This window comes from Rhizobium sp. YAF28, from assembly GCF_052113285.1.
In the GTDB taxonomy this organism is placed as follows: domain Bacteria; phylum Pseudomonadota; class Alphaproteobacteria; order Rhizobiales; family Rhizobiaceae; genus Rhizobium.
Map to the genome: position 1 here is coordinate 38,077 of NZ_JBFRCX010000012.1, position 26,217 is coordinate 64,293.

Consider the following 26,217-nt stretch of genomic DNA (forward strand, 5'->3'; position numbering starts at 1 on the left):
GCCACAGGATATAGCCGCGAATCGTCTGCGTTCAATCAGTACGCGACCCGCTCCCAGCGCGAAATTTTCGGATGCTTAATTTGCCGGCTCAATATCGATGGCAAAGACGACGGAATGCGGCGGCAGCGCGCCATTCTCGGCAGGCTTTGCTTCCTTGCCGTAGCGCTCGTAGATTACCGTCCCGGCGACCGACGGCAAGACCATCCCCTGCCCCGACAAATTGGCGCGCAACGCCAAGGTCAAATTCGCAAACTTCCACCAGATGGCGAGCGTCCCTTCGGGCGCCTCCAGCGCGCCGCTTTCGATAGCCCAGCTCTGCCGCAGCAGCGGCACGATATAGGTCTTGCGCAGTTTCAGGAGCTCAGTGACGAAAGCCAGGCTTTTCCGGCCCTCTTCGTTCTCCCGCCATTGCCAGCCGAGTTTCGAATTCTCGAAGGTCGAAAGGGCGTTCGGATCGGGCAGATCGGCCGCGGTCCTGCCGGCGTTCAATCCGCCGAAACCCTCGGCTTCCCCCATACGACCCTCGCGGACTATTTTGGCGAGCTCACCCGTGTAATCGGTAAAGAAATAAAAGGGCTGCCTCTCCCCATACTCCTCCCCCATGAAGAGAAAGGGAATGTGCGGTGAGAGCAGGAGTATCGCTGTCAACGCATCCAGCATATCGGGATCGGAAAGGCTCACCAGCCGCTCGCCGAAAGCGCGGTTGCCGATCTGGTCGTGGTTCTGCAGGAAATCGACAAAGGCGGTCGGCGGCAGGTAGCGACGATCGCCGACAGGGAGTTCCGGCGGATCGGTTCGATCCGGATAGATGAAGCCATGCTGAAGCGCCAGGCGAAGCTTGTGCCAGAGCTGATCGGCGAAAGGCTTGTAGTGGCCAATGGTTTCGCCGGTCGCGATGATCTGCGCCACATGATGGAAATCATCGTTCCATTCGGCCTCGTAGGCTTTGGGAGCGCCGTTCTCGTCACGGACCAACAGTTCCACGAGATTGCGCTGGTCTTCGACGACGAGATGAACCTGCCTGTCGGCGAAGGCGGCTTTCACCTCTTCGGCCATGGCCGAAAGCACATGCTTTTCAGAGGTATCATGGATCTGCTCCACGGCATCGAGCCTGAGCCCATCCAGCCGGAATTCACCGATCCAGTAGAGCGCGTTCTCGATGAAGAAGCGCCGCACCGGCTCCTGCCCGAAATCGATCGCCGCTCCCCAGGGCGTTTCCCGGTCTTTGCGGAAGAAGCCGGGCGCATAGCTGTGAAGATAATTACCCTCGGGTCCGAAATGATTGTAGACGACGTCGAGCAGCACCATGATGCCGAGGCCATGCGCCGTATCGATGAAGGCCTTGAAATCGGCCGGCGTGCCATAAGCGGAATGCGGCGCATACTGCAGCACACCATCGTAACCCCAGCCGCGATTGCCGGCAAATTGCGCAACCGGCATCACTTCGACAGCCGTGATGCCGGTTTCCGCAAGATGCTTCAGCTTCTCCGCCGCAGCCCGGAACGTACCCTCGGGCGTAAAGGCACCGATATGGATTTCGCTGATGACGGCCTCTTGCCAGGGACGGCCGCGCCAGCGCGGATTCTGCCATTGGTAGCTTGGATCGACGATCAGAGACGGCCCATGCACGTTGCCGGCCTGCGCCCGCGACGCCGGATCCGGCACTGCTTTTCCATCAGGGAGGACGAACATGTACTGATCGCCGGCGGATGCTTCCGCAACAGTGGCTTCGAACCAGCCGCCACCGACGTCCTGCATCGGGATATCCTGGTCGCGGTGCCGCAGCGAGATCGCATTCTCACCCTGCGTCCAGAGACGAAAACGCGCGCCCCCACCCGCGAGCAGCTCTGCGCCCCAACGTCCCGTGCCTTCCGTGATCGCGCCTGTCTGTGAAATCTGGTTCATCCCTCACCCCGTGTGATTTCCATCAGCATCAAATTCCTGAGGCTGCGGGTTGTTCCGAACGGGCAGGAACAATCCGTAGCGCGATCGGTTGAGGGTGAAAGCCAACGGATTGCCGCCATGAACGTCGCAGAGAAACTCGGCCCCGCCTTCACGCTTGAAAGCGCCGACGCTGCCAGCCTCGATCAGCTCAGACATCAGGCGGAAGGCTGCAGACGCTGCGAACTCTACAAGAACGCCACCCAACTCGTCTTCGGCGAGGGATCGCAAAAGGCCAAGCTCATGCTCGTCGGCGAACAGCCCGGCGACAAGGAGGATATTGCGGGACGTCCCTTCGTAGGCCCGGCCGGACGCCTGCTCGACATCTGTCTCGAGGAGGCCGGGCTCGATCGCTCGCGATGCTACGTCACCAACGCCGTCAAGCACTTCAAGTTCGAGCCTCGCGGCAAGCGCCGCCTGCATTCGAAACCCAATGCGGGGGAGATTCAGCGCTGCTCCTGGTGGCTCGGTGCCGAAGTCAACATCGTGCGGCCGAATCTCCTCGTCGCACTCGGTGCGACAGCACTTTATTCTCTTCTTGGCTCTAAGGTGAAACTGACACCCGAGCGCGGTCATATCCTCACACCAGAGAACCATCCGCCGGTTCTCGTGACCATCCACCCTTCCTTCCTCCTGCGGATTCGCGAGGAAGAGGATGTCGCGCGCCAACGTGCCAATTTCATCGAGGACCTGCACCGTGCTGTCCAATATCAAGGCAACTAGAACGAGTTATTGCCTATAAATACTGCAACGCAAAAATATTCCCGATTTACTTGGCAAATCCACTTGAAACCGGCCCCATAGTCTGGAACCTTTTCAACGGTATCGCGTTCGAACGACGGCATGTTGTGACTGGAGATCAGCGATGGCAGAAACTCGGGAAGAGTGGATAAAGAAACGTGCATATGCCCTCTGGGAAGAAGAGGGACACCCGACGGGACGGGATTCCATCCATTGGGAACAAGCAAGGGCCGAGCATGACACGCTCAAGGGGGCTTCAAAATCTCCAAACGGCAAGGAAGTGAAACCTCGAGCGAAGCGGGCGGCGGCGGCCAAGACGGCGGCACCGGCAGTAGCGGCCGAGGTCACCAATGGCGGCGAAGCCAAGAAACCCGCCAAGAAGGCGGCAACAAACACAAAGACCAACGGCATCGTCAAACCGGCCCCGAAGCGGACAGCCGTACGCAAGTCGGTTTCCTGAAGAGAAATATTCAAATTGCAATGAAAAGGGCGCCTTCGCGGCGCCCCTTGGCTTTTTTTGTCATAAGTTTGAATTAGTTGCGCGCTAAGAAACTCATGAAGCGCCAGCTTCTATGCGGGGGTGACCACAAGCCGAATGAAACGTCCGTCTGGACAGCTTTTTAAAAAGGCTGCGTCCACCCCTCGAAACGGGGAACAAGAGTATCCTCCGGCGGTTTATGGGCAAACAGGGGAAGTTGCCATGAACAACCATTTCGCCCATGCCCTTGCCATCCCAGTTCCTGCGGCCTCCGGCCGAGGTTTTCCAGCACAGGTGTGAGGGATGGAGATGTCGCTTCTTCTGATCGCCGCTTTGCTCTATGTCGGTTTCGCGCTGGGGCTCATCCTTCTGGTTGATAATATAGTCGGCGTATTTTTTCGCGATCCGCGCAAGCCAATCCAGATTCGTTCTTTTGCTCTGAGCCGCGCCTTCATCGCCTCGCAGAAGCTGGACCAAGAATAACAAACATAAACAGCTTTTTTGCGAGTAATCGGACGCTTTGCTCGGTGAACGATATTTGCAGCTCGCTCTTTTCCTCCTGCCCGACGCCTCTATTTTGTCGACGGTGGACCGGCAGACCCGGCTCGGGTGATGCCATAGTAAGATTGAAAGCGATTTTTGATGGCACGGGTTGGGGGTCGCTGGCCGGAAGGCGATAGCGAAATCGGGAATTTGTTGCGCCGGAATGGTTTGGATGCTGCAGGGATCGGGTCAGTCGAGGCATGGCCGAGTTCACTCCGGCATATCGCGGAAATGGTTGTCAATTCACGCCAGCCGAAATTCGTCGCCTGGGGTCCCGAACTCGCCTTCATCTATAACGACGCCTATGTCGCGATCTTTCCCGAACGGCATCCTGCCGCCCTCGGAAAGCCATTTCAGCAGGTGTGGTCGGATATCTGGCCGCAGTTTGAGCCGATCGTGGAAGCCACGCTTAACGGTCAGTCACAGCTCTACAAGGAGCTGCACGTTCCCATGCGGCGCGAGGGACAGACGGAAGACACCTGGTTCACCTTTTCCTATACGCCGCTACGGGACGATGACGGCAAGGTCGCCGGCATTCTCTGCGCGACGATGGAAGTGACGGACCAGGTGCTTGCCAAGCACCGAGAGCGCATCGCTTTGGATGAGGCGCGGGAAAAATCCGCAACACTCGCCGTCGTTAATAGGGCCGGCTCGGCGATTACCGCCGAACTCAATGTCGATCGCCTGACACAGATCGCGGTTGATGCAGGGGTAGCGTTGACGGGCGCCGAATTCGGCGCCTTCTTCTACAATGTCGATGATGGTGAAGGCGGCAGTTACATGCTTTACGCGCTGTCGGGTGTCGACCGGAAACATTTCGACAAGTTTCCGATGCCGCGCAACACCAAGGTTTTTGCACCGACTTTCAGCGGCGAGGGCGTCGTGCGCTCCGACGATATCCTGCTTGATCCACGCTACGGGCAGAATGCGCCACATTTCGGTATGCCGAGCGGCAACCTGCCTGTGCGCAGCTATCTCGCCGTGCCGGTCAAGTCACGCGACGGCAACGTCATTGGCGGGCTGTTCTTCGGTCACAGCCAGCCCGCCCGCTTTTCGGATGCGGCAGAGGCAAGCCTCGTCAGCCTGGCTGGCCAGTCTGCCGTCGCAATCGACAACGCCCGGCTCATCCGCGCTGCCGAACTTGAGATCGTCCAGCGCCGCGGGGCCGAGGCCCAGCTTCGCAAACTGAACGAAACGCTTGAGGTCCGTGTCGCCGCCGAAATCCTCGAACGCCAGCAGGCGGAAGCAGCCCTGCAGCAGGCGCAGAAGATGGAATCGATCGGCAAGCTCACCGGCGGCGTCGCGCACGATTTCAACAACCTGCTGCAGGTCATTTCAGGCAATCTCCAGCTTCTCGGCAAGGATGTGACGAATAATGGCTGGGCCAAGGAGCGCATCTCCAACGCGCTATCCGCCGTCGAGCGCGGATCGCGGCTCGCCAGCCAGCTTCTCGCCTTCGGCCGCCGCCAGCCGCTGGAGCCGAAGGTGATCAATATCGGCCGCCTCGTCTCTGCCATGGATGACATGCTGCGCCGCACGCTCGGTGAGGAAATCGAAGTGGAGACCATGCTCTCCGGCGGGCTCTGGAACAGTTTTGCCGACCCGATCCAAATCGAGAACGCACTGCTGAACCTTGCGATCAACTCCCGCGATGCAATGGATGGAGCAGGCAAACTGACGATCGAAGTGGGAAATGCCTTTCTCGACGATTCCTATAGCCGCACTCATCCGGAGGTCGCAGCCGGCCAATATGTGGTGCTCGCTGTGACCGACACTGGCGCAGGCATGCCACCGGAGATCATTGCGCAGGCTTTCGAACCGTTCTTCTCCACCAAACCGGAGGGCAAGGGCACCGGTCTCGGCCTTTCCATGGTCTACGGTTTCGTCAAGCAGTCCGGTGGTCACGTGAAGATTTACAGCGAGATCGACGAAGGTACGACGGTGAAGCTCTATCTTCCCCGCTCCTTCCAAAGCGAGGACCGGATCACAACTGGCGACAACGTTCCCGCCAGCGGTTGAGCCTCTTTCGAACCAGAGGAGGCAGCCATGCCGAGAGGTGACAAATCCGCTTATACCGATAAGCAGAAGAGAAAGGCCGAGCATATCGAGGAAGGCTATGAGGACCGCGGCGTCTCCCAAGGGGAGGCTGAACGCCGTGCATGGGCAACCGTCAACAAGGAAAGCGGCGGCGGCAACAAATCAGGCTCCGGGCGCGGCAAGAAGGATACGAACGAATCCTCCGAAAAGGGCGGACGGATCGGCGGCCACGCCTCCGCATCCCGCTCGAAGGAAGAACGTTCCGCTTCCGCCAAGAAGGCAGCCGCCACGCGCAAGCGCAACGAACACCCACCCATCACTGACGGCACCATCAGACACCAGCAACACGGTGTGGCCTCGCGCCGCATGCCGCTGCTCTAAAGGACACTCGCAATGGCGAAGAGCAAGCAGAAATGGTCACAGGGTGTCACCGAAAACAGTGACGCCATGGACCTCAAGGAAGGTGTCTTCACATCCAACGATCCGAAGAAGATCGCCGCTTCCCTGAAACACTCGGCCGAAAACAGCGACCGGCGCAAATCGAGCCCCCTCCGGTCGGCTATGTCGATGCTGAATTTCTACATCAACCGTGCCGGAGACCAGTTGACGAAGAAGCAGAAGGGCACACTTGAAAAGACGAAGGACGAACTTCGCAAGGATTTCGGCCGCGAAACAAGGCGTTAAAGACATTACGAGGGCAAATGACTTACGAGCTTTATTATTGGGACGGCATCCAAGGCCGTGGAGAATTTGTGCGGCTGGCACTTGAGGAAGCGGGTGCCGACTATCTCGACATTACCCGCCAGTCCGGTCGCGGGCGCGGCACCGGCGCGATGCTGAGCATCATGCAGAGCAATAGCGAAGCGCATATTCCATTCGCCCCACCCTTCCTCAAGGAAGGCGATCTCATCGTTCCGCATGTCGCCAACATTCTGCTGTACCTCGGCCCCAAACTCGGCCTGGCGCCTGATGACGAAGGGCTGCGCTATGTCGTAAACGGGTTGCAGCTCACGATCACCGATTTCGTCGCCGAGGTGCATGACACACATCACCCGATTGCCACCTCGCTCTACTACGAGGACCAGAAGGAAGAAGCCAAGGCCCGCTCGGCCGATTTCATCAAGGAGCGCATCCCAAAATTCCTCGGCTATTTCGAGCGCGTGCTGCGGCAGAATCCCCATGGCTCCAAACATGTAGCCGGCAATGCACTGACTTATGTGGACCTGTCGCTCTTCCAGATCGTCGAGGGTCTCGTTTATGCCTTTCCAAAGGCGATGGGCAGCTACCGCAGCAAATATCCGCTGCTAGCCGCCCTCCATGACAGCGTCGAGCATCGCCCCAACATCGCCCGCTATCTGAAATCCGACCGCCGCCTGCCTTTCAGCACGGAAGGCATTTTCCGCCACTATCCGGAACTCGACATGGATGCGCCCTGATCAGGCATTGCTTTCAATTTTTCGGGATCGATGTCTTTGCCATCGGTTTTACCTTCGATCCAGAATTTGAAATGTCGAGAGGTCGAGGAGGGCCGCCACGAGAACGTGTCGCCATACTCGCCTGTTGAACGCGTAATCTGCGGCTTCGCAGCGGGTTCTTTTTATTCACTTGGCAATGGTGTGACGCGTCAGGAAATCCAGCATGCGGTTCTCATCCGCCCGAAGCCCACGCAGGGGTTCGCTACAGCCCTCCTCCAGCGTCTCATCCTTGGCTGAAAGCGCAATGATTGCCGGGTGGATGTAGCTGGAGCGCGAGATCGCCGGCGTATTATGCAGGACGTCGGCCGCAGCTTCCGACATCTCCTTGACGGTCGGCCGTCGTCCTTCCGATATGGCGTTGCGCGCCGCGCCGAAAGCGGCAAGCGAACCTGCCCATGTGCGGAAGGTCTTGGCGGAAATGGCAATGCCCGAGATGTCAGCGAGATAGGCATTCAGCCGGCCGGAATCGATCGGTTTCAGCGCACCTGTCTCGTCTTTCCAGACGAAGAGCTGCCTGCCCGGCAGATCGGCGATCTCTTCCAACATCTTCTGCAGGCGTGGATGCTTGAGACTGCGCTGCACGCGCTTGCCGCCCTTGGCGCGGAATTTCAATTCGATGCGACCGTCAACGATCTTCAGATGGCGCTTCAGCAATGTTGTTGCACCATAGGTATCGTTCTCCTTCACATAGGCCTGGTTGCCGACGCGCAGATGCGCTTCGTCGAGCAATATCGTCAGCGCTGCAAGCACACCGTTGATGTCCTCTGCGCCGGTATCGAGATGGCGCAGCACCGTTCGCCGGATCTTTGGCAGTGCATTGCCGAACTCGATGAGTTGATGGAATTTGCCGGTGCTGCGGAAGGCCTGCCAATCCTTGTGATAGCGGTATTGTTTGCGGCCACGGACATCGAAGCCGGTGGCCTGCAGATGACCGTTCTCGTCAATGCAAATCCACACATTTTCATAGGCCGGCGGCAGTCCGAGCGCATGGATACGGGCCCGCTGGATCTCGTCGGCCAGCGTTTTCCCGTCCGGCAGCGTATAGCTGAAGCCCTTGCCTTTTCGTCGTCTGCGGATACCCGGTTCGGTATCGCTGACATAAATCAGACCAAGCTCAGTGATGACGTCGGCATTCATTGCTTGCTACTGATCCGTCACCTGCTCCGCCGACCGAAGTGGAACCACCTGCGCCGTTCGGCCTTGCTTGCATCCTTTGGCGGCCGGGTCTGCCCCTTCGGCGCAAAGACTGCAATGCTTTGGGCATAAACCATGACGGGACCTTCCTGCTCATGGAGCTTGAAAGCATCCTCCTCAGCGCCGGTATCGAGTACACGCGCCCAGTGCTTCAGCCCGTTGACCTCGGGCAAATGCACCTCGCAATCACCGCCGGCGTTGAAGACCAGATAGAGATCATCCATCTCCTCGGTATCGGGGGAATGCGCACTCGTCGAGAGATAGACGCCGAGCACTTGAAGTCCGTCGTCGTTCCAGGCGCCGTCATCCATGAAACTGGCGTCCGGCTTGTGCCAGGCGATTTCGATCCGCCCGTCCTCGGTACTGTCGCCTGTCAGAAAGCGCTCCTGCCTCAGCACCGGATGCGCCTTGCGGAACGCGACGACCTTGCGGCAGAAAGAAAGGAACGGATCATCGAGGCCGTCCCATTTCGTCCAGCCAATCTCATTGTCCTGACAATAGGCATTGTTGTTGCCGCCCTGACTGTTGCCGACCTCATCGCCGGCAAGGATCATCGGCACGCCCTGGGAGAGCATCAAGGTCGCCATCATGTTACGGCGCCGGCGTACTCGCAGCCTGTTGATGTCCTCGTCATCGGTCACCCCCTCGACACCCATATTGTCCGAATGATTGTCTGAATGACCGTCCCTGTTGTCCTCACCATTTGCCTCATTGTGCTTGTCGTCGAAGGAAACCGTATCCATCAGCGTGAAGCCGTCATGCGCCGACAGCAGATTAATTGATGACGTCGCCCCGCGAGCCGAGTGATTGAACTGCACCGCCGAGCCGGTGATGCGCTGCGAGATCTCCGACACCATTCCGCCGTCTCCCTTCCAGAAGCGGCGTACATCGTCTCGGAACTTATCGTTCCACTCGCGGAAAGGATGCGGGAAGCCGCCGACCTGATAGCCGCCGGCTCCGACATCCCAGGGTTCGGCGATCAGCTTGACCCCGGCAAGGATCGGATCCTGGCGGATCGCGCCGAAGAACAGGCCCTGCCGGTCGAATTCCATATCCTGGCGGCCGAGCGTGCTGGCAAGATCGAAGCGGAAACCATCGATATGCATGGCGCCGACCCAGTAACGCAGACTGTCCAGCACCATGCGCATGACCATCGGATGAGCAACGTTCAGCGTATTGCCGGTGCCTGTCGTATCGAAAGTATGGCGCGGATCGTCGGGCGAGAGGATGTAGTAGCTTGCGTTGTCGAGACCGCGGAAAGACATCGTCGGCCCCTTCTCGCTGCCCTCGGCCGTGTGGTTATAGACGACATCCATGATGACTTCGATGCCGGCGGCATGGAACTTCCTCACCATGGTCTTGATCTCAATGATCTTGTCACCCGAGAGATAGCGTGCCTGCGGGGCGAAGAAACCGAGCGTCTGGTAGCCCCAGTAATTCGTGAGCTTCTTCTCTTCGAGATAGCGGTCGTTCGGGAAGAACTGGATCGGCAGCAGCTCGATCGCGGAAATGCCGAGCTTCACGAGATGATCGATGATCGGATCGCTGCACATGCCGAGAAAGGTGCCACGCAATCTGTCCGGCACTTTCGGATGCAGCATCGTCAGTCCCCGGACATGCGCCTCGTAGATGATTGTTTCCGGCCATGGCCGCCGGATCGCTTCCTCACCGGCCCAGTCGAAATCCGGATCCTGAACGACACCCTTGACCATGTAAGGCGCGCTATCGCGCTCGTCGAAGGAAAGATCGTCCTTGCCGATCGTATAACCATAGAGCGCGTCGTCCCATTTGAGATCACCGAGCACCTGCTTGGCATAGGGATCGAGCAGCAGCTTGTTGGCATTGAAGCGATGGCCGTTCTTCGGGTCGTAAGGACCGTGCGCGCGGTAGCCATAGACCGTGCCAGGGCCGACGCCGGCAATGTAGCCCGACCAGATATCACCCTCGCGCTTCGGCAGCGGCAACCGGGCAATCTCTTTCTTGCCATCGGGAGAGAACAGGCAGAGCTCCACCTGTTCTGCGTGTGCGGAGAAAACCGCAAAATGCGTGCCTGAACCGATATATTCCGCCCCCAGCTCCGGTTTCAGGAAGTCGAGTTCGGAAAAGGAAAAGCTCATGACGCCCCCGTTTGCTGAATGGCCAAGCGGGAAACGTCATTGCAGTGCGAAAGTTCCCTCAGTTTGCGTCGTTTTGGCCCAGATCAGGGCATCAGCTGGCCGCCATTGACCTCGATGATCTGGCCGGTGATGTAACCTGACAAGGTCGGCGAGGCGAGGAAGAGATAAGCGCCGACGCAATCTTCCGACGTGCCAACGAAGCCCATCGGGATTGACTTGCGTTGCAGTTCCATCTGCTCGTCATTCGTATAGCGCTCGTGGAAGGGCGTCGCGATGACGCCCGGCGCGACCGCATTGACACGGATCTTGTCGGCGACAAATTCCTTGGCGTGGCCGTGGGTGATCGTCGAGACGAAACCCTTCGAAGCCGCATAGAGAATTGCACCATTGCCGCCGCCATTGCGCGCCGCAATCGAGGTCGTGTTGATGATGAAACCGCCCTGCTTCTTCAGCCAGGGATGGGCAGCGCGCGTTGCCGCCAGCACCGAGCGGGCATTGAGGTTCATGACCTTCTCATAATGCTCATCGGTATATTCCGAAGTCGGCTTGCGGCCGAGCATGCCGCCGGCATTGTTGATCAGGCCGTCGAGATGGCCGAAGGTCTTGGCCGTCTCTTCGACGACACGCTCCGTCTCACCTTCCCGCGAGACGTCGCCATGCACCAGGTGCACCGTACCCCCAGCTGCCCTGATCTCCTCGGCAAGCTTTTCGGCCGGTTCACGGCTGGCATTGTAGTGCACGCCGACCTTGACGCCCTGGGCGGCCAGAGCGCGGGCGACGGCAGCGCCGATGCCTGTCGAGGCGCCGGTGATCAGCACGGCCTTGCCGGCGAGGTCTGGAATTCTGATGGATGCAAGCAATTGAGCAAGATCTGCCATGGCGACGATAGCCTCCCGAAAAACCAAGGACATAGGTGATGAAACGATATGTGCCAGTCTTAGCAGGCGAGATCGTGGAAGGGCAATGCACGAAAGAGCGAGATGGGCAAGCCTGCGGCAACGGGTGCTTCCGTTGACAAATGACCGGCAGGCCATAGTCTCAGCCTTCGGTCCGCGGTGAGGGTTGCGGCTCTTTGAGGGGAAGACATGCTCAAGCGCGTGAGATGGCTGCTTTTTCTGGGCCTTGCCCTCGGTCCTTCTGCATACGGGCCTGCAGATGCCCAGACACTCGACACGATCAGGCAGAGCAAGATCATCCGTCTCGGCTATATCGCCGACGAGAAGCCCTTCTCCTTCAAGAAGGCGGACGGCAGCCCTGCCGGCTATGCGATCGATCTCTGCCGCCGCATCGCCGATGAGATCGGCCTTAACGTTTCCGGCCTCAAGAAGAACTATATCGAGACGACGCTGTCTGATGGTTTCGGCGCAGTGAAGGACGGCAAGATCGATCTGCTCTGCGGTGCGACCACGATCAATCTTGCACGACGCGAAAACGTCGACTTCTCCCAGCCTATCTTCCTGACGGGTGCCAGTGCGCTCCTGCGCAAGGATTCACCCGATTACCTGCAGATTCTCTTTCTCGACAAGCGCCCCGTCAGCGCTGTCGACCTGAAGTCGCCCGCTCAGAGCTCGATCGGCGTGCGCGCCGGCACGACGACCGGTGCAACGCTGCGCGACGCCATTGGTCCCGACGTGCCGCAGACCCGCATCGTCGATTTCCCGACGCATGAGGACGGTTTGAAGGCGCTTGAGGAGCACAAGATCGATGCCTATTTTGCCGACCGGTCGCTTCTCATCGGCCTTGCCGACCGGGCGGGCAACCCTTCCAAACTCGAGCTCGGCAGCCGCCTTTTCACCCATGAGCCCTATGGCATCGCGATGCGGCGCGACGATTCCGACTTCCGGCTTCTCGTCGACCGCACGTTGACGGGCCTCTACACCTCGAACGATTTCCCAAAGTTGCTCAAGACCTATTTCGGCGCCGAGGCACCGGCCCTGCGCAGCGAAATCATGATGCAGTCGATCCCCGAATAGGCCGCTCTCAGACCCGTTCGAGCGCCACGGCAATGCCTTGGCCGACCCCGATGCACATGGTCGACAGCGAATAACGACCGCCGGTTTCACCAAGCTCCAGTGCCGCGGTGCCGGTGATGCGGGCACCCGACATGCCGAGCGGATGGCCGAGCGCAATCGCACCGCCATTGCGGTTTACGCGCTGATCGTCATCGGCAATGCCGAGCTCGCGTAGAACGGCAAGCCCCTGGCTGGCAAAGGCTTCGTTGAGCTCGATCACATCAAACTGTTCCTGCCTCATGCCAAGCCGCGTCATCAGCTTTCGCGAAGCCGGGACGGGGCCGATGCCCATGACGCGCGGCGGGACAGCCCCGGCCGCACCTCCGAGAATACGGGCAATCGGCGTCAGGCCATATTTCCTGGCCGCAGCTTCCGAAGCGATGATGAGGGCAGCCGCTCCGTCATTGACGCCGGAGGCATTGCCGGCCGTTACCGTACCGCCCTGACGGAAGGGCGTTGGCAGCTTCGCGAGCGCTTCCATGCTGGTTGCGCGCGGATGTTCGTCCTTCTCGACGATGATCGGATCGCCCTTGCGCTGCGGGATGGTCACCGAGGTGATTTCCTTGGCCAGCCTGCCGCTTGCCTGAGAGGCCGCAGCCTTGGCCTGTGAGCGTACGGCAAAGGCGTCCTGATCCTCGCGGCTCACTTTGTAATCCTCGGCAACGTTCTCGCCGGTTTCCGGCATGGAATCGACGCCATACTGCTTCTTCATCAGAGGATTGATGAAGCGCCAGCCGATCGTCGTGTCGTGGATTTCGGCAGAGCGCGAAAAAGCGGTATCGGCCTTCGGCATCACGAAGGGGGCTCGCGACATGCTTTCCACGCCGCCGGCAATCATCATTTCGGCTTCGCCTGATCGGATGGCGCGCGCCGCGGTGATAAGGGCATCCATGCCCGAGCCGCAGAGCCGGTTGATCGTTGTGCCCGGCACAGAGACCGGAAGGCCGGCGAGAAGCAGCGACATGCGGGCGACATTACGATTGTCCTCGCCCGCTTGATTGGCGCAGCCGAAGACGACGTCATCGACCGCTTCCCAGTCGACGGAAGCGTTCTTCGCCATCAGCGCCTTCAGCGGAATGGCGCCGAGATCATCGGCGCGCACGGAGGAGAGCGAGCCGCCATAACGGCCAATGGGCGTGCGGATATAATCGCAGATAAAGGCTTCGGTCATGGACTTGTCCTCAGAGTTCGGGAACGATGAGATCGGCAACCGGCCCCTCGATATGGAGCGGCGCACCGGTCATGGCCTGCAGTTCCTCGACCGACATCGCGGCAAGTTTCTCGCGCAGCACGAAACGCCCGTCCTTGATGTCGATGACGGCATGGCTCGTATAGATGCGGGTGATGCAAGCCACCCCCGTCAGCGGGAAGGTGCACTTGTCGACCAGCTTCGGCTCACCATTCTTGGTAACATGCTCGGTGATGACGCAGACCTGCTTGGCACCATGGACCAGATCCATGGCGCCGCCGACGGCCGGCACACCCTTGGCGCCGACGCGCCAATTGGCGAGATCGCCGTTTTGAGCGACCTGATAGGCGCCGAGGATCGCGACGTCGAGATGGCCGCCGCGTACCATGGCAAAGCTGTCGGCGTGATGGAAGAAGGCTGCACCCGGCTTCAGCGTCACTGCCTTCTTGCCGGCATTGATAAGGTCCCAATCCTCTTCGCCTGACGGTGGCGCCTCGCCGAAGTTGAGGATGCCGTTTTCCGTATGGAAGATCGCCTGCCGGCCCGGCGGCTGATAGCGGGCAACCATTTCCGGAAAGCCGATGCCGAGGTTCACATAGGCGCCGTCGGCGATGTCCTGCGCCGCCCGCCAGGCGATCTGGGCGTTGGAGAGCTTGATGTCTTCTCTAATGTCGACGGTCATACGTAGGCCACCCCGGCTCGAATAAGCTCTTCTTCCTGTTGCGGATTGGCGATCTCGACGAGGCGGTCGACGAAGATGCCGGGTGTGACGACATGCTCAGGATCGATGCCGCCGGCCGGCACGATGCTCGAGACCTGCGCGATCGTCTTGGCAGCCGCCATGCACATCAGCGGGTTAAAGTTGCGGCCGGCCTTGTTGTAGGTGAGGTTGCCATGGGTATCGCCGACATGCGCCTTGACGATCGCAAAATCGGCCTTCAGCCAACGTTCCTGCACATAGTGGCGGCCGTCGAACTCGGCGATGACCTTGCCTTCTGCAAGCTCGGTCCCATAGCCGGTCGGTGTATAGAAAGCAGGAATGCCGGCTCCGCCGGCGCGGATCCGCTCGGCGAGCGTTCCCTGCGGCACGAGCTCCAGCTCGATTTCGCCTGCAAGATACTTGTCGGTGAAGGCACGCGGGTCGGACGAGCGCGGGAAGGAGCAAATCATCTTCCTGACCATGCCGGCATCGATCATGGCGGCGATACCGATGCGGCCATTGCCGGCATTGTTGTTGATGACCGTGAGGTTCTTCGGGCCCTTATCGATCAGGGCGTGAATGAGCTCGATCGGCGCACCCGAACCTCCAAAGCCACCAATCATGACGGTGGCACCATCGCCGATTTTGGAGACGGCGTCAGCCGCGCTCCCGATTGTCTTGTCCATGCGGGATCTCTCCTTGCCGGATGAGGCCTCCTCGTGCCTCCCTGACAACAGGCATAAAGCGAGAGCCATCCCGACGGCAAGAATTTTGTGCGTTATTTGATATTTGTTCGCATATCGCACAGAATAAATTCGCGTGCGGAACTGTCACGCGACCTACCAGGGCTCGTGCAAAAGCCGCTCCGCCTCCATGGATAGGCGGCCATCCGGTTCATAATGACGTCAGATTGTTGGTAGGTCGGCCGAGGCAAGACCGGCAGAAGAGAAAACGCTCAAAAAGGGATAAGACACGGCCAAAGCTGCGCGAAGGCTCGATTTGGCGGGATTGCTTTCGGCCGTGTCGTGCGTCGGACCTAGCGTCCTCTGTTTTCCCGCGATGCCGGCAATGTCGCGCTCTCCCAATGCCACTCGACATTTCCGGGTACGAAACCGAGCTTGAGGTTCCTGCGACCAATAATTCGACGGCTTCCGGTGTTCGGCGCCAGATGATCAATATCCGTCAGGAACGCGTCGAAACTGTCGCGCCAGCGTGGATCGATATGGTGGTCAGACGCAAGCATGCGTCGGTATTGTTCCCGCAGGAACTTGTGCTTATGAGTTTTTGGCATGGCGCTCAGATGGGAATGTTGGGGTATGGGAGCAATAGCGAGCGCGCCGTATAATTTGAGTTTATGTTCGTTGTAAAGTGCCTCTTGTCGTAAACTTGGATTAGCCGCCGCTTTCATCCGGCTCGCTGCGTCGGGAGGAACTTGGCCGCGAAGCGACATAGGTGGCACAAGCCAGGATCAATGCACCGACGATGATCGCAATGGAAACCGATGGCTTCGAAGTAACGAAGAATATCGCATATCCGGCCAACATCCCCATCAAGGCTAAAATCTTGGATTTCCTGGAAATCGCGCCATTTTCACGCCAGTCGCGCAGCGAGCCGCCAAATCGACTGCGCATCAGATAGGCCTCCAGGCGTGGGGATGACCGGCTGAAAAACCACGCAGCCAGGATCAGGAAGATCGTCGTCGGCATGAGCGGAAGAATGGCACCGATAATTCCAAGACCGACCATCAGCAGACCAAGGCAAATGTAGACCGCCCGTTGGAACGAACTGCGCGGCGGGCCGGGCATAGAACTCAATTCACGCACTCCTTATCAGGTCGTCAGCCTCACGATGGCCCGCAACGAAAAGATCAAAATCTCCTGCTGCCTCGCATCTTCGAGTCTCGGCGCCATATTTCACCACACACCCATGGAAGCCCGAATATTTCACGTCGACGGTTGCCCACCAGACGCGTAAGTTCGTCGAACCAGCACATCACCTTGCGCACCCATTCCCAACACCCATTCCCAACACTCGAGCGGAACACATAGAATGACGACCCACCATTTCGTCGCAACTGCCTTTTACAACGTTATTGGAACCATGCCTCCGGCTTTGAAGATCGCGAGCGGCGACACGGTCGTAACCCGCACACTTGACGCTTGGGGTTATGACGAGAATGACGTCCGGCAGGCACACGGTCCAAATCCCATGAACGGGCCGGTCTTCGTCGAGGGTACCGAACCCGGAGATGCCCTCAAGGTCGAAATCCTGGACATGAACCCCACGAGGGATACTGGGTTCACGCGCAGCGTGTTGGCGGCAAATGTCATTGATCCCGAGGCCGTTCGCGACCTTCCAAGATCTGAAAAGACGCTGTGGGATATCGACCGGCAAGCGATGACGGTGAAACTGAAGGAACCTGTTGCCGGCATCGAAAATCTGGTCCTGCCATTGTCACCGATGATCGGATGTTTCGGCGTGGCGCCGAGCTTTGGTCAGGCGATCTCAACGGCGACGAGCGGTGCGTATGGCGGAAATATGGATTATCGCGTGCTCGGTCCAGGCGCGACGATCTGGTTCCCCGTCTTCGCGCCCGGCGCGTTGTTCTTTCTTGGCGACTGTCATGCGGTCCAGGGTGACGGCGAAATCGTCGGCACTGGTGTGGAGACGACGTTCGAAGTCACTGTCCGGCTGACGGTTGAAAAGGGAAGGCCAATGTCCTGGCCGAGGGCTGAAACTGCTGATGACGTCATCACCATCGGCAATGCAAGGCCGCTCGACCAGGCTCTGCAGCATGCGACGACCGAAATGTTGAACCTGCTTGTTATAGACTACGGCCTGACCACGGTGGCGGCCAGCCATCTGCTCGGCCAGGTGATCCGTTACGACATCGGCAACGTCTTCGACCCCGCATATACGGTTGCCTGCCGGGTTGCGAAGAAATGGCTTCCAGCGCGCTGACCGATCGCCACCGGCGAAGGCAGCCAGGGATCGAAAGCTCGTATCATCTTCGATCCGGCCAAAGATCCGGCAAGCCTTAACTTCTGACCCATCACGAGGAAATCAGACAAATCCATGCGGGAAAGTGATTTCGTCAGCGGCTTCGCCCGCGGTCTCAAGGTGATCGAAGCTTTCGGCGAAATGCATCGTCGGCTATCAATCACCGACGCGGCGAAGCTCACCGGCCTCGACCGCGCCACCGTGCGTCGCTCGCTGCTGACGCTCGCCGAGCTGGGTTACGCCGATTACGACGGCAAGTTCTTCACCCTGACGCCGAAGATCCTGCGGCTTGGGCATGCCTATCTGGAGGCGACCCCGCTGCCGGTGCTCATCCAGCCGCACCTCGACGCACTCTCCGAGAAAGCCGGCCAGAGCGCATCCGCATCAGTGCTCGACGGCACTGACATCGTCTATGTCGCCCGCGCCTCGCAGCGCCGTGTCATGTCGATCAACCTCACTCCTGGCAGCCGCCTTCCCGCCTATTGTGCTTCGATGGGTCGTGTCTTGCTTGCAGCCCTACCGGAGGCCGAAGCCCGGGCTGTGCTTTCCAGGAGCGAGCTGAAAGCGAACACCCCGAACACGAAGACCGATCCCGGGGAATTGATAGCCGAATTCCGGAAGGTCCGCGCCGAGGGTTATGCCCTCATCGATCAGGAGCTGGAGCTCGGCCTCTGCTCCATCGCCGTGCCTGTCGAGAACGATCGCGGCCAGACGGTCGCCGCCATCAATATCGGCGCGCCGGCCGCCCATGTGCCGGCGGCTGAGATGGTCGCTCGCTACCTGCCGCTGCTGAAGGAAACCCAGGCCGCGCTGCGTACCGTGCTGCGCTAACGCATGTCGCGCAACGCTTTAGAGATGCCGGACCATCCAGCCGGCCGAAATCAGCGCGCCGTTCCAGATGAGACAGCCGATGAATGTGGCAACCGCAAAACGGATGGCATCGATCGAGACCACCGACGAAGCAAGGCCCGAATAGACCCGTGCGGCCGGCACGAGCTGCACCAGCGCCATGCGCGTCATGCTTTCCGCGTACCAGCCCGAGGCTCTGCGTGCTACCGTGAAGCGCCCAAGCCATACCGATAACGACCGAAGGCCCGGAGAGGCACCGGAGAAGCGCGCCAGATAGTACCAGCAAAGCGACCCGGCCATCGAACCGAAGGCGGAGATGATGACCAGCGGGATCACAGCCGAAAATTCCGAGCCTGCCGTCAGCCCGAAGAACAGCTAGATGCCGACGGACGGGACGACCGGAACCAGTTTTTCCAGCATCGCGACAAGCATCACGCCGCAGAGGCCTGTTGCAAGGATAAAGGTCACGAAGTTCGGCACGGTCATATCGTCACTCCGGCCGGCGCGAAATGCGAAAGACGCTGGCGGGCGGGATATTCAGGCGCACCCGGCCGAGCCTCTCTGCCCGCAGCCCGAAGTCATCGAGCACGTCTGCCGGTACAGAGCAGGCATGGCCGTAGGTGAACTGGTAGAATGCGCCGCCATGTTCCAGCAGGCCAAAGCTGCCGCCGACAATGGCGCGGATGATTTCCGAGGGCATATTGCGAAAGGGCAATCCGCTGACGATTGCCGCCTGCGGTCCAAGCTCCGCCTTGCAGGCGGCAAGCTCGCGCGCATCGCGCTGGAGTATCGTTACGTCAGGAAACCGTTGTTGCAGCGGAGCGATGAAGCGGGTTTCGAGTTCTACCAGCGTGAGGTCTCGCGCCGGCAGGCCGCGTTTCAGAAGCGCCTCCGTGAAAACCCCTGTGCCGGGACCGAGCTCCAGCACCTTGCCTGAGGAAGCCTCAATTTCGCTGGTCATCAGCCGCGCCAGCCGCCCTCCCGAGGGCACGATCGCGCCGATTTTCCTGGGCTCGGCGAGAAGCGCGCTAAAGAAGGCGGCCAGCGGCGGCTGTTGCATGCGGGTCTCCAGCATCGAATGTCCGTCTACGGTATTCCCCTTTCAAATGATGCGAACATGACCTGCACCCGCGCCATCGGAAAGATTCATGCGGTCTGGACCGTCGGCTCGAAGCTCATGTTGAAGCTTGCCCCACCGCTCTCCGCATTCGACACCCATACGCGCCCGTGGTGCAGCTTGACGATCTCGCGCACGAGATGGAGGCCAAGCCCGATGCCCTGGCTGCGACCGTTCGCACGCTGGAAGGGCTCGAAGATCCGCTCCTGGTCCTCAGGCGCGATACCAGGGCCTTCATCGCTGACGGAAATCTGTGCAGGGCGCTCGACCGCAATCGTGATCGTACCGCTCCTGCCGCCATGCTGGATGGCGTTCTGCACCAGATTGGCAATCGCCCGTTCCAGCGCCGTCTCATCGCCGAGGATGCGCTCCGGCATCGAACGCAACTCGAAATTCGCCTGATAGCCGGCGGCAATGATCAGCGGTGCAAGCTCGGCGGCCTGCCGCCGCGCAACGGTCGCAAGGTCGATGGAGCAATCCAGTACCGGCTCCTGATTAAGCCGCTGCAGGTCGAGCAGTTGCTGGGCTAGCGTCGAAAGGCGGGCGACATCTTCCAGCAGCCGGTTGGTCGCCTCCGTCGGCGGCATGGTTTCCAGCCGGTTCTGCAGGATGGCGATCGGCGTGCGCAGCTCATGGGCAGCGGCCAGCATGAAGCGCCGCTGCTTGTTGTGGTCGTCGTCGAGACGCTGCAGCGTCTCGTTCATGGCAATCACCAGCGGCGCAACTTCTTCCGGCACGTTTTCGAGCGGCAGGCGGTAGCCGCGTGTCGTCCCGTCGATGCCTTGTGCTGCCTGCGCCACTTCGCTCAATCCGCGGTGGATGCCGCGCGCCACAAAGGGTGTGACCGCCAGTGTTATGAGGCCTGTCAGCAAAATCACCGGAAGCACGATACCGGAAGCGATTGCCATGAAGACGACCAGAAGTTTGCCGGCCGAAAGGCTGCCCTGTCGGCCGACGATGACGAGCAGATCGCCGTGATCCGTCTTTATTTTCTGCAGGCGCGCGGCAATCGTCGCGGGATTGTCCTCGTCCCCATTGAAACGGGCTTCGGCGATATCGGTACCCGACGCGGCGATGGCGAGATATTGCGCCGGCACATTGCCTTCGCTGACCATGCGTCCCTGCTGATCGCGTACCAGAAACCAGAAGTCGGCCGCCTTGTCGCGCTGATAACCCAGATCGTCGGTGTTGGTGATACGCATCGAACCGTCGGCGTTCCAGGCAATCGATTCCGTGACCGCATCGATTGCATGTTCATCGGGTGCGAAGATGCCACTCATGCCCGAAATCCAGAAGACGAAGGCAAAGGCGATCGCAATCAGCACCAGGGTCGCTGCCTGCAGCGCCACCAGCCGGCGGATCAGCCTCCATTTCAGCGAATAGAACTTCATCTTCTTCATGGCCGGGCCTGCCGGATCAGATAACCGACGCCGCGGATCGTATGGATCTCGACCCCCGCGCACGCCGCATCGAGCTTGCGGCGCACGCGCGAAACATGCGCGTCGAGGGCATTGGACTGGATCTCGTCGTCCATGCCGTAGACCGCTTCCTCGAGGCTGGAGCGCTCAACCGTGCGGCCGGCCCGACGCATCAGCGCTTCCAGCACCAGCAATTCGCGGCGAGGCAGTTCAAGCGCCATCTCGCCGACACGCGCCTCGCGGTTGCGCAGGTCGAAATGCAGCCGGCCAAGGCACAAGCTCTCGATCTCGATATTACCCGGACGGCGCAGAATGGCCCGCAAACGCGCCATCAACTCCTCGACCGCAAAGGGTTTGGCGAGATAGTCGTCGGCACCGAGATCGAGGCCTTCTATCCGGTCCTTCAGATCGCCGCGCGCCGTCAGCATGATAACCGGGACAGCCGGCTGGATACGGCGCGCGTCGGCGATCAGCTCCAGCCCGTCGCCGTCAGGCAGGCTGCGGTCAAGCAGCAGGGCATCATAGCTGTTCAGCCGCACGGCCTCCTCGGCCGCCTCGATGGTAGAAACGTGGTCCGTGATGATATTGTTGTTGCGGAGCGCCGCCACGAGCACGGCGGCCATTTCCGGTTCATCTTCCGCCAGCAAGACGCGCATTTAACCGTCCAACTTCAAAAGCTGCTCTCTGCACCTGCAAGATTGCGTCAGCATGACACCAAATGCCAGAGCGGTGTGGCGTCAATCCCCGAAAGGCAGGCTGATTGCCTCGGTTCGCGCTTCAAGGGCCCGAATGACGGCCGCCATATCCTCGCGCCCGAAACCCAGGTTTTCGGTTTCGGCATAGAGCGCATGGCAGGCATCGAGCAGCGGCGAGGCGACGCCCGCCTGCCGCGCCGCTTCGGCCACCAGCCTGTTGTTCTTCAACACGTCTGTTATTGCCGCCTGCACGGAGAAATCCCGCTCCACCAGCTTGCCGCTCTTGATCCGCGATATGTCGCTCGCCATCTGGCCGGCATCGACGACGGCCTTGAAAATCCCCATGTCCAGCCCCTGCCTACCGGCAAAATGGGCCGCTTCCGCCAAGCCCGTCACCGACGTGATGAGAAAGATGTTGACGGCGAGCTTCATCAACAACGCATTTGGCACCGCGCCACAGACGACCGTCTCCCGGCACATGGGCATCAGCAGCGGACGGACCTCATCGACCACACCAGCCTCTCCGGCAAGCATAGCCACAAGCTCGCCCCCCTCCGCCGGCCGGCGCGAACCCGAAACGGGCGCCTCGACATACCGACCGCCGGCTGCGCGGATATCCGCTTCAAGCGCTTTCGAATAGGCCGGCGCCGTCGTTCCCATATGGATGATGACATGCCCGGCGACGCGTGCAGCAAAATCAGGCGCGCCACGCCCGAGAACAGTGTCAATCACTGCCTCTGTCGCCAGCATCAGGATCACGGTGCGGGCCTTGCCGAACACCGCATCGACATCGGCAGCCACCTCGGCGCCTGCCGCCCGCAACCTTTCTGCGCTTTCCGGCGAACGGTTCCAGACGGTGAGGTCGGTGCCTGCCCGGGCGAGATTGAGCGCCATCGGCGTGCCCATCACGCCGAGACCGATGAAGGCTGTTTTCATTACTGCCGCCTCCTTGGATAGCCAGGGGCAACAAGTCTACGAACAAAGGTGGCTGCTGTCTTGAAGGTTAGTGCGCAGGTGCGGGCTGACCAGAAATTTCCAGCGCCGCCTCGCGGATCGTCTGCATGAGGATCGACAGCGGCAGCGAAGGAATGGAATCCGTACGCACCGTCAGTCCGACCGGCCCCTTCGTCTCGCTGGTATCGACAGGCAGGGCGGCAAGCACGCCATCGGCAATATCGCGCGCAACCACGCCGTTGGAAATAATCCAGATCGCGTCGCTGTCGCGCACAAAAGCACGGCCGAAGGCATCGGAGACCGTTTCGATCTGGCTTGGCAGACTGGCGACGCCATTGGCGATCAGAAAATTCTCGACGACCGGCCGGATAATCGAACCGCGGGTCGGCATCAGAAGCGTATAGCGGCCGAGTTCAGCGAAGAGCGATTTGCCGGAGGCAAGCAGCGGATGGCCGGCGCGCACGGCAAAGACGACCTGTTCGGAATAGAGATGCTCGAAGGAAAAGCCGGCCATCCTTTCCGCTCCCGCCAGACGCCCGACGACGAGGTCGAGATCGCCTATGCGCAGTTGCTCCAGAAGCACGGCATTGTCGCCGGTGACGATCTTCACCCGGCTCCAGGTATTTTCCTTCAGAAACAGGTCCATTGCCCGTGGCATGATGCGCGTCGAGACCGTTGGCAGCGCGCCGATACGGATCGGCGGAGCATCGCCGAACTGCTCCTGCGAAACGGAATCAAGCCCCTGCCGCAGCGCCGTCAGCGCAGCACCCGCATGGCGCAGGAAGACCTCGCCGTAGCGCGTGATCCGGATGCCTCGCCCATCGCGCTCGAAGACGCCGACACCGAGCGCCTGTTCCAGCTCACGGATCGTCTTCGTTACCGCCGGCTGGCTGATATGCAAAAGCTCGGCCGCCTTCATCACGCTTTTCTGCCGCGCCACCTCGACAAAGGCCTGCAGATGGCGAAACTTGATGCGGCTATCGATCATCGCTTTCATAACCCGCGAGTTATTGGAAAGCTAGAAAATATCATTTTACTTAACCGGATCAACTCACCAAATTGGGTGTGGAGGAGATTTAAAGTGCAGTTTGCCAGTATCAACGATGTAACGATCCACTACCAGCTCATCGGGGCTCCGGCTGACAGGCCGGTAATCGTCTTTGCCAATTCGCTCGGCACGGATTTCCGAATCTGGCGGGATGTGATCGTCCGTCTGGCCGGCGACTTCGCCATCATTCTCTATGACATGCGCGGCCACGGCCTCTCCGATGTCGGACAGGTGCCCTACGCCATGGAGGATCATGCCACCGACCTTGCCGGCCTGCTCGACCTTCTCTCGGTCAAGGATGCGGTCATCTGTGGTCTCTCGGTCGGGGGCCTTATCGCCCAATCGCTCTACCAGCGCCGTCCGGATCTGGTGAAGGCGCTGATTCTCTGCGACACAGCCCACAAGATTGGCACGGTCGAAAGCTGGAACAACCGGATTGCCGCCGTCGAGAAGAACGGCATCGCCAGCATTGTCGACATGGTGATGGAGCGCTGGTTCACACCAGCCTTCCGCCGACCGGAAAACATCGCCTATGCCGGCTACTGCAACATGCTGATCCGCCAGCCGGTAGAAGGTTATGTCGCCACCTGCGCGGCGATCCGCGACGCCGATTTCACCGAAGTCGCGCGCAAGATTACAGTGCCGACCATCTGCGTGGTCGGTGATCAGGACGGCTCGACGCCGCCGGATCTGGTGCTCTCAACGGCAAAACTGATCCCTGACGCGCGCTATGAAGTCATCAAGGATTGCGCCCATATTCCGCCTGTCGAGCAGCCGGAAGCGCTGACGGCGATCATCCGCGCCTTCCTCTCATCCATTGGAGAAAAGAGCCCATGAGCGAGACCGCGTCCGAACGCTATCACCAGGGCATGGTAACCCGCCGCTCCGTTCTCGGCGATCCTCATGTTGACCGCGCGCAGGCGGCCTCAACCGAGTTCGACAGACCGTTCCAGGAACTGATCACCGAGGCTGCTTGGGGCCATGTCTGGTCCCGGCCGGAGCTGACGAAACGCGAGCGCTCGATGATTACAATCGCGCTGCTTGCCGCGCTCGGTCAGGATGACGAGGTGGCAATGCATGTGCGCGCCACCGCCAATACCGGCGCCTCGCGGGAGGATATTCGCGAGGCGCTGCTGCATGTGGCAATCTATGCCGGTGTGCCGGCGGCCAATCATGCGATCAAGATCGCAAAGCAGGTTTTCGAGCAGATGGACGCCGGCAAGGCGGCCTGAGGGGGAGAGAATGTCCGACTTACCGAACCGCAAGCCAGAAACCGGGGCCTTCTTCGCTCGTGACCGCGCCTGGCATCCGCCGGCCTATGCGCCAGGCTACAAGACCTCGCTCCTGCGCTCGCCCCAGCGCGCGCTGCTATCGCTCGATGGCACGATCTCGGAAATCACCGGCCCGGTCTTCGGCCATTCGATGATTGGCGAGATGGATAACGACTTGATCCATAATTTCGCCCGGCCCGGCGAGAGCGCCATCGGCGAGCGGATCATCGTGCACGGCCGGGTGCTCGACGAGCGCGGCCGGCCGCAGGCTGGCGTTCTCGTGGAATTCTGGCAGGCCAATGCCGGCGGTCGCTACCGCCACAAGAAGGAAACCTATCTCGCCGCCATCGACCCGAATTTCGGCGGCTGCGGCCGCTTCATCACCGATGAGGAAGGCCGGTATTTCTTCCGCACCGTGCGGCCCGGCGCCTATCCCTGGCCGAACGGCGTCAACGACTGGCGCCCGGCCCATATCCACTTTTCGATCTTCGGCCACGGTTTCTCGCAGCGCCTGATCACGCAGATGTATTTTGAGGGCGATCCGATGATCTGGAAATGTCCGATCGTCGGCTCGATCCCGGACAAGGCGGCGATCGAGCAGCTGATCGCCCCGATGGACTGGGGCAATACGATCCCGATGGACAGCCGCGCCTATAAGTTCGATATCGTGTTGCGCGGTCGACGCTCGACCATGTTCGAAAACAAGCCGGAGGGGAACTGACATGCAGGAACTCGGCTACCTCAAGGAAACCCCATCCCAGACCACCGGCCCCTATGTGCATATCGGCTTGACGCCGAATTTCTGCGACATCGCCGGCGTCTATGATACCGACCTCGGTATTCAGATGGTCAATGACAAGACGCTCGGCGAGCGCATCACCATCAGTGGCCACATCTTCGACGGCGCCGGCGCGCTGGTGCGCGACGCTGTGATCGAGATCTGGCAGGCCGACAGTGCCGGCCTCTATAACAGTCCCTCAGAAATGCGCGGCACAGCCGATCCGAACTTCACCGGCTGGGGCCGCTGCCCCACCCGCGCAGAAGACGGTGTCTACAGCTTTGAGACCATCAAGCCCGGCAAGGTGCCGTTCAAGGACGGGCGCAAGATGGCGCCGCACATCACCTTCTGGATCGTTGCCCGCGGCATCAATATCGGCCTGCACACACGGATGTATTTCCCGGATGAACAGGAAGCCAACGCCGCCGATCCGATCCTGGCGCGCATCGAGCACCGTGATCGTGTGCCCACGCTGATCGCCACCCGCGACGGTGCGAACCTGACATTCGACATCTATCTTCAGGGGCCGAAGGAAACGGTGTTTCTCGACATCTGACCCGCACGCAGACGCTACTTGTCCACAATGTGCCGGGCAAGTAGCGTCGTGCTGCCCTAACTTGTCCTGAGCTTGATGGCGCGACAGGCCAGACGGGCGGTTAT

At 60.2% G+C, this 26,217-nt stretch carries 28 protein-coding genes and 1 pseudogene; 14 read left to right on the forward strand and 15 right to left on the reverse strand.

Annotated elements, in window-relative coordinates; genetic code table 11:
- Positions 1-75: 75 nt before the first annotated feature.
- Positions 76-1,905, reverse strand: coding sequence for a malto-oligosyltrehalose trehalohydrolase (gene treZ / locus AB4Z13_RS25170; RefSeq protein ID WP_442207084.1), 1,830 nt, complete (start codon positions 1,903-1,905; stop codon positions 76-78).
- A gap of 117 nt (positions 1,906-2,022) precedes the next feature.
- Between treZ and AB4Z13_RS25175 the strand changes: the two genes are divergently transcribed.
- The 7 genes and pseudogenes from AB4Z13_RS25175 (at position 2,023) to AB4Z13_RS25205 (ending at position 7,176) form a co-directional block, all read left to right on the forward strand.
- Entirely contained in the window at positions 2,023-2,664 is a 642-nt protein-coding gene (locus AB4Z13_RS25175; protein ID WP_442207085.1) for a UdgX family uracil-DNA binding protein, read from the forward strand.
- Between the two features lie 142 nt (positions 2,665-2,806).
- A complete protein-coding gene (locus tag AB4Z13_RS25180; protein WP_113323704.1) occupies positions 2,807-3,142 on the forward strand; it encodes a DUF2934 domain-containing protein in 336 nt (111 codons plus the stop codon).
- A gap of 321 nt (positions 3,143-3,463) precedes the next feature.
- Positions 3,464-3,643 carry a hypothetical protein gene (locus AB4Z13_RS25185; RefSeq protein WP_439017676.1) on the forward strand — a complete coding sequence of 60 codons (180 nt, stop codon included), beginning with the start codon at positions 3,464-3,466 and terminating at the stop codon, positions 3,641-3,643.
- A gap of 159 nt (positions 3,644-3,802) precedes the next feature.
- Positions 3,803-5,722, forward strand: coding sequence for an ATP-binding protein (locus AB4Z13_RS25190; protein WP_442207086.1), 1,920 nt, complete (start codon positions 3,803-3,805; stop codon positions 5,720-5,722).
- Between the two features lie 27 nt (positions 5,723-5,749).
- Positions 5,750-6,063 (forward strand): annotated as a pseudogene (locus tag AB4Z13_RS25195) (plasmid stabilization protein).
- 70 nt (positions 6,064-6,133) lie between these two features.
- Positions 6,134-6,424: a DUF3175 domain-containing protein gene (locus AB4Z13_RS25200; RefSeq protein ID WP_113323701.1), complete on the forward strand. Its 291-nt coding sequence runs from the start codon at positions 6,134-6,136 to the stop codon at positions 6,422-6,424.
- A gap of 17 nt (positions 6,425-6,441) precedes the next feature.
- Entirely contained in the window at positions 6,442-7,176 is a 735-nt protein-coding gene (locus AB4Z13_RS25205) for a glutathione S-transferase (protein WP_442207087.1), read from the forward strand.
- 165 nt (positions 7,177-7,341) lie between these two features.
- Here AB4Z13_RS25205 and AB4Z13_RS25210 read toward each other — a convergent pair whose 3' ends face one another.
- From AB4Z13_RS25210 to AB4Z13_RS25220, 3 genes are all read right to left on the reverse strand, one after another.
- Entirely contained in the window at positions 7,342-8,352 is a 1,011-nt protein-coding gene (locus AB4Z13_RS25210; RefSeq protein ID WP_442207088.1) for a DNA topoisomerase IB, read from the reverse strand.
- Between the two features lie 17 nt (positions 8,353-8,369).
- Positions 8,370-10,526: a glycogen debranching protein GlgX gene (glgX, locus tag AB4Z13_RS25215; protein ID WP_442207089.1), complete on the reverse strand. Its 2,157-nt coding sequence runs from the start codon at positions 10,524-10,526 to the stop codon at positions 8,370-8,372.
- 83 nt (positions 10,527-10,609) lie between these two features.
- The gene (locus AB4Z13_RS25220; protein WP_113323697.1) at positions 10,610-11,404 is read right to left on the reverse strand and encodes an SDR family oxidoreductase; all 795 of its coding nucleotides are present in this window, start codon (positions 11,402-11,404) and stop codon (positions 10,610-10,612) included.
- Between the two features lie 207 nt (positions 11,405-11,611).
- Between AB4Z13_RS25220 and AB4Z13_RS25225 the strand changes: the two genes are divergently transcribed.
- Entirely contained in the window at positions 11,612-12,499 is an 888-nt protein-coding gene (locus tag AB4Z13_RS25225; RefSeq protein WP_439017670.1) for an amino acid ABC transporter substrate-binding protein, read from the forward strand.
- A gap of 7 nt (positions 12,500-12,506) precedes the next feature.
- On the opposite strand, the gene pcaF is transcribed toward AB4Z13_RS25225, so the two are convergent.
- The 5 genes from pcaF to AB4Z13_RS25250 all read right to left on the reverse strand — a co-directional run bounded on the left by pcaF (position 12,507) and on the right by AB4Z13_RS25250 (position 16,232).
- On the reverse strand, positions 12,507-13,709 hold the full coding sequence (pcaF, locus tag AB4Z13_RS25230) for a 3-oxoadipyl-CoA thiolase (RefSeq protein WP_113323695.1): 1,203 nt from the start codon (positions 13,707-13,709) through the stop codon (positions 12,507-12,509).
- A 10-nt stretch (positions 13,710-13,719) separates the two neighbouring features.
- The gene (locus tag AB4Z13_RS25235; protein ID WP_113323694.1) at positions 13,720-14,409 is read right to left on the reverse strand and encodes a CoA transferase subunit B; all 690 of its coding nucleotides are present in this window, start codon (positions 14,407-14,409) and stop codon (positions 13,720-13,722) included.
- A complete protein-coding gene (locus AB4Z13_RS25240) occupies positions 14,406-15,113 on the reverse strand; it encodes a 3-oxoacid CoA-transferase subunit A (RefSeq protein WP_113323693.1) in 708 nt (235 codons plus the stop codon). The genes AB4Z13_RS25235 and AB4Z13_RS25240 overlap by 4 nt, the downstream gene beginning before the upstream one ends.
- Positions 15,114-15,463: 350 nt before the next feature.
- Positions 15,464-15,835 (reverse strand): hypothetical protein, encoded by a 372-nt coding sequence (locus tag AB4Z13_RS25245; protein ID WP_162748048.1) that lies wholly within the window; start codon positions 15,833-15,835, stop codon positions 15,464-15,466.
- A complete protein-coding gene (locus AB4Z13_RS25250; RefSeq protein WP_162748050.1) occupies positions 15,819-16,232 on the reverse strand; it encodes a YbaN family protein in 414 nt (137 codons plus the stop codon). The genes AB4Z13_RS25245 and AB4Z13_RS25250 overlap by 17 nt, the downstream gene beginning before the upstream one ends.
- Positions 16,233-16,476: 244 nt before the next feature.
- Between AB4Z13_RS25250 and AB4Z13_RS25255 the strand changes: the two genes are divergently transcribed.
- Together AB4Z13_RS25255 and AB4Z13_RS25260 are read left to right on the forward strand one after the other, a co-directional pair.
- On the forward strand, positions 16,477-17,388 hold the full coding sequence (locus AB4Z13_RS25255) for an acetamidase/formamidase family protein (protein ID WP_442207090.1): 912 nt from the start codon (positions 16,477-16,479) through the stop codon (positions 17,386-17,388).
- 114 nt (positions 17,389-17,502) lie between these two features.
- Positions 17,503-18,258, forward strand: a complete 756-nt coding sequence (locus AB4Z13_RS25260) for an IclR family transcriptional regulator (protein ID WP_113323689.1) — start codon at positions 17,503-17,505, stop codon at positions 18,256-18,258.
- Between the two features lie 18 nt (positions 18,259-18,276).
- On the opposite strand, the gene AB4Z13_RS25265 is transcribed toward AB4Z13_RS25260, so the two are convergent.
- The 6 genes from AB4Z13_RS25265 to pcaQ all read right to left on the reverse strand — a co-directional run bounded on the left by AB4Z13_RS25265 (position 18,277) and on the right by pcaQ (position 23,448).
- Positions 18,277-18,612: a VTT domain-containing protein gene (locus AB4Z13_RS25265; RefSeq protein ID WP_442207091.1), complete on the reverse strand. Its 336-nt coding sequence runs from the start codon at positions 18,610-18,612 to the stop codon at positions 18,277-18,279.
- Positions 18,613-18,766: 154 nt separating this feature from the next.
- The gene (locus AB4Z13_RS25270) at positions 18,767-19,336 is read right to left on the reverse strand and encodes an rRNA adenine N-6-methyltransferase family protein (protein WP_113323738.1); all 570 of its coding nucleotides are present in this window, start codon (positions 19,334-19,336) and stop codon (positions 18,767-18,769) included.
- 86 nt (positions 19,337-19,422) lie between these two features.
- Complete coding sequence (locus AB4Z13_RS25275; RefSeq protein WP_310382447.1) at positions 19,423-20,793, reverse strand: sensor histidine kinase; 1,371 nt, start codon at positions 20,791-20,793, stop codon at positions 19,423-19,425.
- Complete coding sequence (locus AB4Z13_RS25280) at positions 20,790-21,467, reverse strand: response regulator transcription factor (protein ID WP_007821040.1); 678 nt, start codon at positions 21,465-21,467, stop codon at positions 20,790-20,792. Before AB4Z13_RS25280 ends, AB4Z13_RS25275 begins: the two co-directional genes overlap by 4 nt.
- An 81-nt stretch (positions 21,468-21,548) precedes the next feature.
- Positions 21,549-22,442, reverse strand: a complete 894-nt coding sequence (locus AB4Z13_RS25285) for an NAD(P)-dependent oxidoreductase (protein WP_442207092.1) — start codon at positions 22,440-22,442, stop codon at positions 21,549-21,551.
- Positions 22,443-22,509: 67 nt separating this feature from the next.
- Complete coding sequence (gene pcaQ / locus AB4Z13_RS25290; protein WP_442207093.1) at positions 22,510-23,448, reverse strand: pca operon transcription factor PcaQ; 939 nt, start codon at positions 23,446-23,448, stop codon at positions 22,510-22,512.
- 93 nt (positions 23,449-23,541) lie between these two features.
- Here pcaQ and pcaD point away from each other — a divergent pair, with 93 nt between their 5' ends.
- Genes pcaD through pcaG form a run of 4 tightly spaced genes read left to right on the forward strand, consistent with a single transcriptional unit; the run spans position 23,542 to position 26,113 of the window.
- The gene (pcaD, locus tag AB4Z13_RS25295) at positions 23,542-24,345 is read left to right on the forward strand and encodes a 3-oxoadipate enol-lactonase (RefSeq protein ID WP_113323683.1); all 804 of its coding nucleotides are present in this window, start codon (positions 23,542-23,544) and stop codon (positions 24,343-24,345) included.
- On the forward strand, positions 24,342-24,740 hold the full coding sequence (gene pcaC / locus AB4Z13_RS25300; protein ID WP_442207094.1) for a 4-carboxymuconolactone decarboxylase: 399 nt from the start codon (positions 24,342-24,344) through the stop codon (positions 24,738-24,740). Before pcaD ends, pcaC begins: the two co-directional genes overlap by 4 nt.
- A 10-nt stretch (positions 24,741-24,750) precedes the next feature.
- Entirely contained in the window at positions 24,751-25,500 is a 750-nt protein-coding gene (pcaH, locus tag AB4Z13_RS25305; protein ID WP_113323681.1) for a protocatechuate 3,4-dioxygenase subunit beta, read from the forward strand.
- 1 nt (position 25,501) lies between these two features.
- Positions 25,502-26,113, forward strand: a complete 612-nt coding sequence (pcaG, locus tag AB4Z13_RS25310) for a protocatechuate 3,4-dioxygenase subunit alpha (RefSeq protein ID WP_442207095.1) — start codon at positions 25,502-25,504, stop codon at positions 26,111-26,113.
- Positions 26,114-26,217 lie beyond the last annotated feature (104 nt).